Source organism: Variovorax sp. GW821-FHT09D07, from assembly GCF_059416345.1.
In genome coordinates, this window is the sequence record NZ_JBWKOY010000006.1 from 161,445 (window position 1) to 174,083 (window position 12,639).

At 67.5% G+C, this 12,639-nt stretch carries 10 protein-coding genes; 8 read left to right on the top strand and 2 right to left on the bottom strand.

Annotation, left to right across the window (positions count from 1 at the left end; translation table 11 throughout):
* The first annotated feature begins 25 nt into the window (after positions 1-25).
* The 7 genes from AC07OX_RS21975 to AC07OX_RS22005 all read left to right on the top strand — a co-directional run bounded on the left by AC07OX_RS21975 (position 26) and on the right by AC07OX_RS22005 (position 6,851).
* Positions 26-1,018, top strand: a complete 993-nt coding sequence (locus tag AC07OX_RS21975) for a branched-chain amino acid ABC transporter permease (protein ID WP_495262414.1) — start codon at positions 26-28, stop codon at positions 1,016-1,018.
* Entirely contained in the window at positions 1,008-2,024 is a 1,017-nt protein-coding gene (locus AC07OX_RS21980) for a phosphotransferase family protein (RefSeq protein WP_495262413.1), read from the top strand. Before AC07OX_RS21975 ends, AC07OX_RS21980 begins: the two co-directional genes overlap by 11 nt.
* Positions 2,024-2,398 carry a DUF6285 domain-containing protein gene (locus tag AC07OX_RS21985; protein ID WP_495262412.1) on the top strand — a complete coding sequence of 125 codons (375 nt, stop codon included), beginning with the start codon at positions 2,024-2,026 and terminating at the stop codon, positions 2,396-2,398. Before AC07OX_RS21980 ends, AC07OX_RS21985 begins: the two co-directional genes overlap by 1 nt.
* Before the next feature lie 3 nt (positions 2,399-2,401).
* Entirely contained in the window at positions 2,402-3,688 is a 1,287-nt protein-coding gene (locus AC07OX_RS21990; RefSeq protein WP_495262411.1) for an acyl-CoA dehydrogenase family protein, read from the top strand.
* Between the two features lie 70 nt (positions 3,689-3,758).
* Positions 3,759-4,976 (top strand): ABC transporter substrate-binding protein, encoded by a 1,218-nt coding sequence (locus tag AC07OX_RS21995; protein WP_495262410.1) that lies wholly within the window; start codon positions 3,759-3,761, stop codon positions 4,974-4,976.
* A gap of 37 nt (positions 4,977-5,013) precedes the next feature.
* A complete protein-coding gene (locus AC07OX_RS22000; RefSeq protein ID WP_495262409.1) occupies positions 5,014-5,823 on the top strand; it encodes an enoyl-CoA hydratase-related protein in 810 nt (269 codons plus the stop codon).
* Positions 5,820-6,851: a phosphotransferase gene (locus AC07OX_RS22005; protein WP_495262408.1), complete on the top strand. Its 1,032-nt coding sequence runs from the start codon at positions 5,820-5,822 to the stop codon at positions 6,849-6,851. Before AC07OX_RS22000 ends, AC07OX_RS22005 begins: the two co-directional genes overlap by 4 nt.
* Positions 6,852-6,888: 37 nt before the next feature.
* On the opposite strand, the gene AC07OX_RS22010 is transcribed toward AC07OX_RS22005, so the two are convergent.
* Both AC07OX_RS22010 and AC07OX_RS22015 read right to left on the bottom strand, forming a co-directional pair.
* Positions 6,889-7,281: a VOC family protein gene (locus AC07OX_RS22010; protein ID WP_495262407.1), complete on the bottom strand. Its 393-nt coding sequence runs from the start codon at positions 7,279-7,281 to the stop codon at positions 6,889-6,891.
* A 17-nt stretch (positions 7,282-7,298) separates the two neighbouring features.
* The gene (locus AC07OX_RS22015) at positions 7,299-7,748 is read right to left on the bottom strand and encodes a helix-turn-helix domain-containing protein (RefSeq protein WP_495262406.1); all 450 of its coding nucleotides are present in this window, start codon (positions 7,746-7,748) and stop codon (positions 7,299-7,301) included.
* Between the two features lie 467 nt (positions 7,749-8,215).
* Between AC07OX_RS22015 and AC07OX_RS22020 the strand changes: the two genes are divergently transcribed.
* Positions 8,216-12,631: an RHS repeat-associated core domain-containing protein gene (locus tag AC07OX_RS22020; protein WP_495263284.1), complete on the top strand. Its 4,416-nt coding sequence runs from the start codon at positions 8,216-8,218 to the stop codon at positions 12,629-12,631.
* The last annotated feature ends 8 nt before the right edge of the window (positions 12,632-12,639 follow it).

Here is a 12,639-nt window from a genome sequence, read left to right on the forward strand (position 1 = left end):
CCAAGCCTCCTCCCTGCCGACCGCCATGGCTCCGCTCGCTACATCGGCCAGCGCACGCGCTGCCAAGCCCTCGCGCTCTCCGCTCATGTGGGTCGGCCTGCTGATCGTGCTGGCCATCGGCATCACCTTCGTGGCGCGCGGCTACCAGCTGTTTCAGGCGACGATGGTGATCTCGTACGCGATCGCGCTGCTGGGCCTGAACATCCTCACGGGCTACAACGGCCAGATCTCGCTGGGTCACGGCGCCTTCTATGCCATTGGCGCCTACACCACCGGCATCCTCATGGAGCATGCGGGCGTGCCGTACTGGCTCACGGTGCCGGCGGCGGCCGTGGTGTGCCTGATCGTCGGCTACCTGTTCGGGCGGCCCGCGCTCAAGCTCGAAGGGTTGTACCTGGCGCTGGCCACCTTTGCGCTCGGCGTGGCGATGCCGCAGCTGCTCAAGTACAAGCACCTCGAGGCCTGGACCGGCGGCGTGCAGGGCATCGTGCTCATGAAGCCTGCTGCGCCCTTCGGCCTGCCGCTCAACGAAGACCAGTGGCTCTACCTGTTCTCGCTGTTCGTCGCGGTCGTGATGTTCTTCATTGCCCACAACCTGCTGCAAAGCGGCAGCGGCCGGGCCATGCGCGCCATCCGCGACCACGCCATGGCCTCCGAGGCGATGGGCGTGGACAACAGCCACTACAAGGCCATGACCTTCGGCGTCTCGGCCGCGTACACCGGCGTGGGCGGCGCGCTGTCGGCCATTGCGGTGCAGTTCGTGGCGCCCGATTCGTTCACGCTCTTCCTGTCGATCTCGCTGCTGGTGGGCATCGTGGTGGGCGGCGTGGGCACGCTGTACGGCGCGATCTTCGGCGCCATCTTCATCATGTTCGTGCCCTCGCTGGCCGAGAAGGTCTCCAAGGCCGCGCCCTGGGCGGTGTACGGCGTGGTGCTGATCGCCTTCATGTTCGCGATGCCCGGCGGCGTGGTCGGGCTGCTGCGCAAGCTCCAGGCACGCTTCGCCCGTGCACGATGACGCGACGCTGATCGCGAACGCACTGCAGCGGGTGGCCGGGCGGCTCGTGCCCGATGGCCACGCGGTGCGGGACGTGCGCCGGCTTTCGGGCGGCGCCAGCCAGCAGACCTGGGCTTTCGATGTGGCGACAGGCGGCGCGGGCCAGGCCCAGCCGCTGGTGCTGCGCCGCGCGGCCGATGCCAGCGGCGCGCGCGCCCTGGGCACCGCGGGCCTGGCGGCGGAAGCGCAGCTCATCGAGGCGGCACGCGCGGGCGGTGTGCCCGTGCCCGGCGTGCGCCATGTGCTGCAGCCGGCCGACGGGCTCGGCGAAGGCTTCGTCATGGACCGCATCGAGGGCGAGACCCTGGGCCGCCGCATCGTGCGCGACGAACGCCTGGCCGGCGCGCGCCGCGTGCTGGCGCGCCAGTGCGGCGCCGCCATGGCGCGCATCCACCGCCTGCCCGCGCACCAGCTGCCGCCGCTGCGCACGGCCGCCGCGCGGGCCGAGCTCGACTTCCAGATCGGCCTGCACCGCAGCCACGGCACCGCGCGCCCCGTGTTCGAACTCGCCTTCCGCTGGCTGCGCGCGCACGCACCGGCCGACGTGCCCGCGCCGGTGCTCGTGCACGGCGACTTCCGCAACGGCAACCTGATGGTCGGCGAGGAGGGCCTGCGCGCCGTGCTCGACTGGGAGCTGGCGCACTTCGGCGATCCGATGGAAGACCTCGGCTGGATGTGCGTGCGCTCCTGGCGCTTCGGCCACGGCGCGCTGCCTGTGGGCGGCTTCGGCACGCGCGAGCAGCTCTTCGAGGGCTACACCGCCGAAGGCGGGCAGGTCGATGCAGAACGCGTGCGCTGGTGGGAGGTGCTGGGCACGCTCAAGTGGGGCATCGTCTGCGAAGCCATGGTGCATGCCTGGCTCAGCGGCCGCGAGCGCGACGTCGAGAAGGCCGCCATCGGCCGCCGCGCGTCGGAGGCCGAGTCGGACCTGCTGGCCCTGCTCGCCCCCGAGGAAGAGGCCGCCTGATGCAGGACCGCCCCGACGTCGCCGAACTGCTCGAGGCCGTCGCCGCCTTCCTGCGTGAGCAGGTGGTGCCGGCCATCGAAGGGCAGGTCGCCTTTCACGCGCGCGTGGCCGCGAACACGCTCGAGATCGTGCGGCGCGAAGTGCAGCTTGGCCCCGTCGTGCAGGCCAGTGAGTTGATGCGACTGCACGCACTGCTGGGCCTCGGCACACCTGCCGACCTGGCCGAAGCCAACCGCCTGCTCTGCACCCGCATCGCCACCGGCGAACTCGACGCCGCCACCCCCGGCCTGATCGACCACCTGCGCCAGACCACGCGCGACAAGCTCGCCATCGACCAGCCCGGCTATGCCGCCGGCACGAAGAAGAAAGACTGAGCCATGGACTTCGACCTGCCCCGTGACCTCGTCGATTACCTCGCCGAGCTCGACGCCTTCATCGACCGCGAGATCGCGCCGCTGCAGGCGCAGGACGACAACGAGCGCTTCTTCGACCACCGCCGCGAATGGGCCCGCACCGACTTCGAGAACGGCGGCCTGCCGCGTCCCGAGTGGGAGGCGCTGCTGGCCGCGGCGCGCCACCGCGCCGACCGCGCGGGCCACCTGCGCTTTGCATTGCCCGCCGAATTCGGTGGGCGCGACGGCAGCAACCTCTGGATGGCCGTGATCCGCGAGCACTTTGCGGCGCGTGGCCTGGGCCTGCACAACGACCTGCAGAACGAGCATTCGATCGTCGCCAACAACCCTTTCGTGCTCGCCATCCGCGACTTCGGCACGCCCGCGCAGTGCGACGAACTCATCCAGGGCATGCTCGACGAGCGCGTGCGCCTGACCTTCGGCCTCACCGAGCCGCAGCACGGTTCCGACGCCACCCACATGGAAACGCGCGCCGTGCCCGAGGCACGCCACGGCCGCGCCGGCTTTCGCATCGACGGCGAAAAGATGTGGACCACCGGCATGCACACGGCGACCCACTGCGTGCTGTTCGCGCGCACGAGCGGGCGCGACGGCGACGCGCGCGGCATCAGCGCCTTGCTCGTGCCCGCGAAGGCCGAGGGCGTGAAGATCGAGGAGTACCTCTGGACCTTCAACATGCCCTCCGACCACCCGCGCGTGAGCTTCACGAACGTGTGGGTGCCCGAAGACGCCGTGCTCGGCCCGCTCGACGGCGGCCTGGCCATTGCCCAGCACTTCGTGCACGAGAACCGCATCCGCCAGGCCGCGTCGAGCCTGGGCGCCGCCGACTACTGCGTGCGCGAGAGCGTGAAGTACGCGCGCGAGCGCAAGCCCTTCGGCGAGGAGCTGGCGCGCAACCAGGGCATCCAGTTTCCGCTGGTCGAGCTGGCCACGCAGGTCGAGATGCTGCGCCTGCTCATCCGCAAGACCGCGTGGCAGATGGACCAGATGCCCAAGCCGCAGGTCGAGAAGCAGCTGTCCGACAAGGTCTCGATGTGCAACTACTGGGCCAACCGCCTCGTGTGCGAGGCCGCCGACCGCGCGATGCAGGTGCACGGCGGCATCGGCTACTCGCGCCACAAGCCCTTCGAACACATCTACCGCCACCACCGCCGCTACCGCATCACCGAGGGATCGGAAGAGATCCAGATGCGCAAGGTGGCGGGCCACCTCTTCGGCTACATGGGGCCGAACCGGGCCACCTCCGCCTGAACCGCTTTCCGACGACGACTGACGACGCAGGCCACCCGGCCACGCAGCAACACAGAAGGAGACACGCGACATGGTTCATCCGCTTTCCCGCCGCACCGCCCTGGTGGCTGGCCTTGCCACGCTCTGCATCAGCCTGCCGGCCCTGGCCCAGAAGAAGCCCGAAGCCGGCGTGAGCGACACCGAGATCGTGCTGGGCATGCCCATGCCGCTGTCGGGGCCCGTGTCGGGCTACTCGGTGGTCGGCAAGGTGGCCGAGGCCTACTTCAAGAAGCTCAACGAGCAGGGCGGCATCCACGGGCGCAAGGTGCGCCTGTTGATCTACGACGACCAGTACTCGCCGCCCAAGACCGTCGAGGTGGCGCGCCGCCTCGTCGAGGAAGACCAGGTGCTCGCCATCTTCGGCAACCTGGGCACCGCGCCCAACATGGCGATCCAGCGCTACATGAACGCCAAGAAAGTGCCGCAGCTCTTCGTGCAGTCGGGCGCCTCGCAGTTCGACGACGCCGCCAAGTACCCGTGGACCGTGCCCTTTCTCGGCAGCTACCAGGGCGAGGGCCGCGTGTTCGCGCGCCACATCATCGACAACCGCCCCGACGCCAAGATCGCCGTGCTCATGCAGAACGACGACCTCGGGCGCGAGGTGCTCAAGGGCCTGCAGGAAGGCCTGTCGAAGCAGGGCAAGGCGAAGATCGTGGCGCAGGCCACCTTCGAGGTGACCGACCCCACCGTCGATTCGCAGGTGGTGCAGCTCAAGTCGTCGGGCGCCGACGTGCTCGTGATGGCCGCCACCGCGCGCACCGCCGCGCAGGCCATCCGCAAGGTCGCCGACGTGGGCTGGACGCCTGACCGCTACCTCAACTTTGCCGCCGCCTCCGTGAAGATGGCCTTCGAGCCCGCGGGCGCCGACAAGGCCAAGGGCGTGGTCGCGCTCGCCGTCTACAAGGAGCCCATGAGCCCGCGCTGGAGTCGCGACCCCGAGGTGCTCGAGTACCTCGAGCTGCTCAAGACCCACGCCAGCGGCGTCGACCCGAGCAACGGCAGCGGCGTGTCGGGCTACATCGTCGCGCAGCTCATGGCGCACGTGCTGCGCGAGGCCGGCGCCAACCCCACGCGCGAGAGCGTGCGCGTGGCCGCCAGCACCCTCAAGAGCCCGCGCATCTCGATGCTGCTGCCCGGCGTGGCCATGGCCAATTCGGCCGCCGACCTGCACGCCTACGCCTCCATGCAGCCCGTTCGCTTCAACGGCGTGGACCTCGACCCGGTCGGGCCCGCGCTGAACATGAAGTGAAACCCCCTTATCTACTCACGCCCTTCGGAGCCCACCCATGAGCCAGCCTGACGACCAGGACCCCCTTCTGTACGAGCGAGACGGCGACGTTGCCATCCTCAGCTTCAACATTCCCAAGCGGCTCAACCCGCTCACCGTGCCGCTGCAGGAGGCCTTGCGCCAGCGGCTCGCACAACTGCGCGACGAAGGCGAGGTGCGCGCCGTGGTGCTCACCGGCGTCGGCAAATCCTTCTGCGTGGGTGCCGACCTCGGCAGCATGGATGCCAGCGCGCCCGGCAGCCTGGGCCAGCGCACGGCCGATGCGATGGAGGCGATGTCGAACCGCCTCATCGAAGACCTGCGCAGCATGCCCTTTCCCGTGGTGAACGCCATCAACGGCCCCGCCGCGGGCGCCGGCGTGGGCTTGGCGCTGGCCGCCGATGTCGTGCTGGTGGCGCGATCGGCCTACTTCTACCTGCCCTTCATGCCGCGCCTGGGCATCGTGCCCGACCTGGGCACCACCTGGTTCCTCGAGCGGCTCGTGGGCCGCGCGCGCGCCGTCGGCATGTCGCTGCTCGGCGAGCGCCTGTCGGGCGAACAGGCCGCGCAATGGGGCCTCGTGTGGGCCTGCGTGGACGACGCCGAACTGCGCGCCCAGGCCGTGGCCGTCGCGCAGCGGCTCGCGCGCCTGCCTGCACACGCGGCGCACGAGATCCGCGCCGTGTACGAGTCGGCTGCGAGCCAGTCGCTCGTCGGCCAGATGCGCCACGAGGCCGAGCGCCAGCGCGAGCTGATCGATCGGCCCGACTTCGCCGAAGGCGTGAAAGCCTTCCTGGAGAAACGCGAGCCCGTGTTCCGCCGGCCATGAGCGCAGCTGCAGACGCCACCCCAGCAGGCATCGAGTTCGACGCCGACCGCCTGCAGCGCCACCTGCGACAGGCGCTGCCCGAGCTCGAAGGCCCGATGCGCCTGGCGCGCATCGGCGGCGGGCAGTCAAACCCCACCTTCTTCGTCGACTTCGACAACCGCGCGCTCGTGCTGCGCAAGCAGCCGCCCGGCGAACTGCTGCCTTCGGCCCACGCGGTCGACCGCGAGTACCGCGTGCTGCGCGCCCTGGCCGCCACCGACGTGCCCGTGCCGCGCACCGTGCTGTACTGCGACGACCGCGCCGTGGTGGGCACGCCCTTCTACGTCATGGACAAGCTCGAAGGCCGCGTGCTGTCGAACTACGCGCTGCCCGGCATCGCGCCCGCCGAGCGCCGCGCGTACTACTTCGCCATGGCCGAAACCCTGGCGCGCCTGCACGCGGTCGACCTTGCCGCCGTCGGCCTCACCGACTACGGCCGCCCCGGCAACTTCTTCCAGCGCCAGATCGCGCGCTGGACCCGCCAGTGGGAAGCCTCGCGCACGCGCGAAGACGCCAACATCGACCGCCTCATCGCCTGGCTGCCGGCCAATTTGCCGCCGGGCGACCAGACCACCATCGCGCACGGCGACTTCCGTTTCGGCAACCTCATGTTCCACCCCACCGAGCCGCGCGTGATCGCCGTGCTCGACTGGGAGCTCTCGACCCTGGGCCACCCGCTGGCCGACGTGGCCTACAACTGCATGGCCTGGCACACCGGCGCCGACGAGTTCGAAGGCATGCAGGGCATCGACCTCGCGGCCGAAGGCATTCCCACGCAGGCCGAGTACATCGCCCACTACCAGCAGGCCGGCGGCTGCGCCGAGCCGGTGACGAACTTCCACCTGGCGTTCTCGCTGTTTCGCTTCGCCGTGATCCTCGAAGGCATCGCCGCGCGTGCCAAGAGTGGCAGCGCGGCGGCGGCAGATGCGGTGCAGGTGGGCGCGCAGGCCGCGGGGTTTGCGCGGCGGGCGGTGGCGTTGATCGATTAACCGGCCGCCAACCGGCCGGCGCGGGGCAGGGCGCCCGTCAGCCGCCGATGGGCGAGCACAGCTCGACCAGCGTGCCGTCGGGGCAGCGCACGTACGAGACCACCTGCCCCCAGGGCTTGGTCACCGGTGCCGACAGCTGCGTGGCGCCGGCTGCGAGCGCGCGGCTGTGCGCGGCGGGCACGTCGGGCGTCACAAGGCCCAGCTCCATGCCCAGCGGTTGCGCGGAGTCCGAGGCGGCAACATGCCCGCCCGGAAAGTTGGAATCGCCGAGCGCGTGCGCGGCAAACGCCAGCGTGGTCTCGCCAGTTTCGAGTTCGCCATAAGTGCCCGATTCGTGCAGGAAGCGCGTGGGCAGGCTGAAGGCTTGCTCGAAGAACTTCAGCGACTGGGCGACGTCGGGAACGTAGACGATGGTGTAGCCGAGTTTCATGGGCGAGGGCGCGTTACTTACTGCGCTTCCAGCCGCTCTGCAATCTCGCGCGCCCCGAGTTCCCGCACCGTGGCCAGTCGCTCCAGCTGCGCCGCGCGCGGGCGCGCCTTGCCTTGTTCCCAGTGATAGATCGTCTGGCCCGACACGCCGACCAGCTGCCCATAGATCGCCGCCGAAAGCCCGAGCTTGGCGCGGTGCGCGGCCAGCCGGTTGGCACTGAAGCGGCGCTTGGGGCCTGCGGCGTCGCTGTCATCGCCTGCAGCACCGGCTGCGGCAGTTGCCTGGCGCGCGGAGCCCTTGGCGACCTTGCGCAGTTCTTTTTCGAGCGCGCTCACCTGACGGCGCAAATCGGCAATCGATGCGCGGTGCGCGACGGAGGCCTTCTTGAGGGTTTCGATTTCCGCTCGCACTTCCTTGCGAGCAACACGGGAGATTTCGGCTTTGAGGATGGAGGCGATGTTTGGCATGGGGGGATTGTGCTCAATTCAGATTCGTTTATGCGATGTTGTTCTGTTTGTTGGGCCAGTTGTTCGGCGACGACAGATTCGCAATAGGGCGCGTACTTTCGGTTTCGATCATTCGGTGCAGAGCCGCGCTCCCTCGAACTTTCATTGCTTCCATCCAAGCGCTAAGTTAATCTGAAACAAATTGTGCAGATGTGCAATTGCCGCTTGCAAGCATGTGCGTTGGTCGTGTGAATACAAGTATTAGGGGGGAAAGAATGAGCTGTCATGAAGAGGGACGTTCGGGGACATCGCCGGCATCGCCGCATACCGTCGCTCCATTCACTGAGCGACGCCGTGGGCCCCGGCGTGCTCACTCGAGGCTAGCCTATTTTCTTCGCCTGATCGGGCTGGCGCTGTTGGCGTTGTCGGCCTTCGCCGGGTCAGCGCACGCTTCATTTCCGGCTTACAAGCAGTACACGTATTCCGGGATGGGCAACATTGGATGGTTTAAGACCGATGTGGAGGTGCCTCCGGCTGTTGCGGCGCAATGCGGCTCGAGGCCGCCGTTTTATGGCTGGGCGACAGTCACCGGTTGCCACGTCGTGGAAGTGCTTCCGGCAAATGCCTTTCGTGGTTTGGAGTTTCGGATTGGCATAAGTGGGACCTGGATCTATCCGAGCGGTGCGTTTGCGTATGACGAGGACTGTGCAGGCAGTTGTACGAGATCGGTGCACTGGTGGGTCGTATGTCCTACCAATAGCACGGGCACCACTACATGCACGTGCAACGACGGCTACATCGAGGGCTCAAATGCTCAGGCAGGCCAATGCGTTGCCAAACCTCTGCCAGAGACCTCATCGCCTCAGATATGCAGCAAGCCTGCCGGTGGCTTCGAAGGAAATCCCATCTTCCCCGCCACGGCCGAGAAATACCGCTCCGAAACCGACTGGTCCGATTCCGGCCCCGGCGCCCTGTCCTTCACCCGCACCTACCGCAGCAACTTGGCTGGTGATTTGACCCGGGCCGCGGGCCCCCTCGGGAAAGCCTGGTCGCACAACCTCAGCACCAAGCTAGTTGCCACGCCCAGCACTGCCCCGTTGGGTGTGGCGATCACAACGGGTGAAGGCTACGTGCGGACATTTGGAAAACCAGCGGGCGCCACCACTTGGAGCGCCAGCAACAGTGCCGACACCCTGACGCAACTCCCCTCCGGCGCTTGGACCTACCACCGTGCTGATGACGACGCCACGCTCAGCTTCGACAGCTCTGGCAAGCTGCAGACCGAAGTGGGTCGCAGCGGCTGGATCGCGGCGTACACCTACAACGGTGCGGGCCAACTGGTCGCCGTCACCAGCGGTTTCGGACGCACCCTCACGCTCGCGTACAACGGCGCAGGCCGACTGACTACTGTCACGACCCCGGATGGGCGTTTCATCGCATACACCTATGACGGCGCAGGTCGTCTGGTCTCGGTCCTGTACCCCGATGGCAAGAGCCGCGTTTTCCACTACGAGAACTCCAGCTTTCTCCAGGCCCTGACCGGCATCACCGACGAGGCCGGTGTTCGCTGGGGCACCTTCGCCTACGACACCTCCGGCCGCGCGATCAGCACTCAGCTTGCCGGCTCAGTGGAGAGCTATCAGGTCAGCTATCCATCCTCAAGCTCCGCCACTGTCATCGATCCACTCGGCACAAGTCGCAACTACAGCTACGGCACTACGCTCGGCAAGCTCGCCGTCACTGGAGGCTCGCTGCCGTCGGGCGAAGGCAAGAGCGACGCATCCAGCCGCGTTCAGGACGCCAATGGCCTGATCGCCAGCGAAACCGACTTCAAAGGCACAGTCACCACCACCACCTGGGACGTCGCCCGCCGCCTGCCCACCACCGTCGTCCATGCCGCCGGCACCCCCGATGCCCGCACCACCACGACCCAGTGGCATCCCACCTTCTCGCTCCCCGCACTGGTCACCGAACCTGGCCGCACCACCGCCTACACCTACGACACTGTCGGCAACACGCTTTCAAAAACCGTCACCGACACCGCCACGAACAAGGCCCAGCTCTGGCAGTGGACCTACAACGCCCAACAGCTGGTGGCGACAGCCACCGAGCCCAACGGCGCCACCACCACCTATACCAACGACACCCGCGGCAACGTGCTGACGGCCACCAACGCGCTGGGCCACGTCACCACTTACACCTACGACAACGCGAACCGCGTAGCGAGCACCACCGCCCCCAACGGCCTCGTCACCACCTACACCTACGACCTGCGCGACCGCCTGCGGACCCAGACCGTCGGCGCGGGCCTGGCCGGTGCGCAGACCACCACGCTGACCTACAAGCCCTTCGGCACGGTCGAGTCAGTGACGCTGCCCAGCGGCCTCGTGCTCACCTACACCTACGACGCAGCCCACCGCCTCACGGGCTGGAGCAACAACCGCGGCGAGAGCGGCAGCTACACGCTCGACGGCATGGGCAACCGCACGGCCGAACAGATCAAGGACAGCGCGGGCAATGTGGCCTGGAGCGTGGCACGCACGATCAACAACATCAATCGCCTCAGTGCCAAGACCGAAGGCCCCAACCAGACCAGTTCCTTCGGCTACGACGCGAATGGCGAACTGAGCACCACGACGAACGGTCTTAACCAGAGCACCCAATACGGCCTTGACAGCCTGCGCCGCGTCAAGGCCGTGACCGACGCGGCCAACGCCACGGCCACGCTGAAGTACAACGCTCTCGACGCCGTCACCGAAGCCAAGGATTTCAAGGGCGTGGTCACCGGCTACACCCGCGACGCACAGGGCAACGCCACGGCCGAGACCAGCGCCGACACGGGCGGCGCCAGCACCCAGTACGACAGCCTCGGCCTGCCCAGCCAGATCACCGACGCCATGGGGCAGGCCACTACCATCGTGCGCGACCTGCTCGGCCGGCCGACCAGCCTCGTCTTCGCCGATGGCAAGACCACCACGCTGCGCTACGACCTCACGGCCACCAGCAAGGGCCACCTCTCGGAAGTCATCGACCGCAGCGGCACCACCGAGTACACCCGCGACGCCTTCGGGCGCGTCACGCTCAAGAAGCAGACCCTCGCAAACGGTGGTGTGCAGCAGGTGAGCTACGGCTACAACGCCAACGGCACGCTGGCCAGCATCGGCTACCCCAACGGCGCCATGCTCACCCACCTGTACGACGCCACCGGCCGCCTCGCAGGCCTGAACTGGAACGGCAGTCCGCTCGTCAGCGGCATCGCATGGAACCCGCTCGGCCAGCCCACCGCGTGGCAATGGGCCTTTGCCGCCGCCCCGCCCGCGTCCGTTGCCGCCAGCCGCGTGTACGACACCGCGGGCCGGCTCACCGGCACCGAGTTCAGCAGCTACGCGTACGACGCGGCGGGCCGCATCACCAGCCTCACGCAGAACCTGTACGGCCCCGGCGACGCCGACCCGACGCACACCACCGTCGCGAACGGCAACGTCACCTGGAGCGTCGGCTACAGCCCGGTCGGCCGCATCACCGGCTTCGATGCCACGGGCAACACCGCCAGCTTCGGCTACGACGCCAACGGCAACCGCGCGAGCAGCACGCGCGTGCTCGGCGGCCAGAGTACCCAGCGCACCTACACCGTGGGCGCCGCAAGCAATCGTCCGACGGGCTTTGCGCAAACCATCAACGGCGCGAGCAACACCAGCGTCACCTACGGCTACAACGCCAACGGCGACCTCGTGACCGACGGCCTGCGCAGCTATGCCTACGACGCCGAGGGCCGGCTGGCCGCCGCCACCACTGGCGCCACCGACATCAGCCCGACCACGCGCTACGCGCACAACGCGCTGGGCCAGCGCGTGTTCAAGACCGAGCCGCTGTACCCGCCGAGCCAGGGCGATGAGGCCGACCCGGGCTTCATGCAAAGCCTGATCGCCTTCTTCACCCGGCTGTGGAGCCCCGCGACGAACCAGGCCGAGCAGCAGGGCTACACGTATGTCTACGACGAGCAAGGCACGCTGATCGCCGAAGTGGGCAGCGGCGGCACGAACAGCGGCGGGCAGGCGCAGTACATCTACCTGCCGACCGCCAACGGGCCGATGCCGATCGCGGCGGTGATCAACGGCGCCACCTACGCCGTGCACAGCGACCACCTGAACACGCCGCGCAAGCTCACCGATGTGAGCGGGCAAGCGGTCTGGCAATGGGGCTACAGCGCGTTCGGGGAAGACAAGCCGACGACGGCGAAGAATCGGTTCGCCGACTTGGATGTGACGCCGAATCCGGGCACTACAGGCGTGTCGGAGGTGAAGTTCAACCTGCGGTATCCGGGGCAGTATGCGGATGAGGAGTCGGGGTTGTTTTACAACTACTTCAGGAGTTATGACGCGAGGGTGGGGAGGTACAGCCAGCCTGATCCGATTGGGCTGAATGGTGGTTGGAATCGAGTTGGCTATGCCGGTGCAAACCCTTTGAGATATTTAGATTTCTTTGGGTTAGCAATTGGAGACTTCCCACCTCCGCCGCCGGGGTATGACTCCAACTCGTGGACGAGAGGGGCCTGGCCTAACAACAACAAGACTTACTTGCGTGATCCCTCTGGCAACACTTGGACGATTCATCCGGAGGATAAGGGCCACTGGCGCCATTGGGACAAGCAAGATAGCGATGGCAACGATGACGGAACTTGGCCGCCCAAGGCAAAGAAACCGTGGCCTGGTCAGAAGAAATTGAAAGAGGGGCAGTGCGAGGCGGATCCGAGCGGTGACGCAGAACCATGGGATCCCGCAAAGTACGACTCCATTCCAGATAGCCCGCAGCTCTGGATGCCAAGTTGGACCAATCCTCGTAGTCCGATCTCACCGAAATACAACCCAGCCCCGAGATTTCTCCCTCGATTTATTTTGCCGTGAAAGGAGAG

Coding starts and splice junctions, on each gene's coding strand:
- AC07OX_RS21975 (WP_495262414.1), top strand. CDS start 26: ATGGCTCCGCTCGCTACATCGGCCAGCGCACGCGCTGCCAAGCCCTCG.
- AC07OX_RS21985 (WP_495262412.1), top strand. CDS start 2,024: ATGCAGGACCGCCCCGACGTCGCCGAACTGCTCGAGGCCGTCGCCGCC.
- AC07OX_RS21990 (WP_495262411.1), top strand. CDS start 2,402: ATGGACTTCGACCTGCCCCGTGACCTCGTCGATTACCTCGCCGAGCTC.
- AC07OX_RS21995 (WP_495262410.1), top strand. CDS start 3,759: ATGGTTCATCCGCTTTCCCGCCGCACCGCCCTGGTGGCTGGCCTTGCC.
- AC07OX_RS22000 (WP_495262409.1), top strand. CDS start 5,014: ATGAGCCAGCCTGACGACCAGGACCCCCTTCTGTACGAGCGAGACGGC.
- AC07OX_RS22005 (WP_495262408.1), top strand. CDS start 5,820: ATGAGCGCAGCTGCAGACGCCACCCCAGCAGGCATCGAGTTCGACGCC.
- AC07OX_RS22010 (WP_495262407.1), bottom strand. CDS start 7,281: ATGAAACTCGGCTACACCATCGTCTACGTTCCCGACGTCGCCCAGTCG.
- AC07OX_RS22015 (WP_495262406.1), bottom strand. CDS start 7,748: ATGCCAAACATCGCCTCCATCCTCAAAGCCGAAATCTCCCGTGTTGCT.
- AC07OX_RS22020 (WP_495263284.1), top strand. CDS start 8,216: ATGGGCAACATTGGATGGTTTAAGACCGATGTGGAGGTGCCTCCGGCT.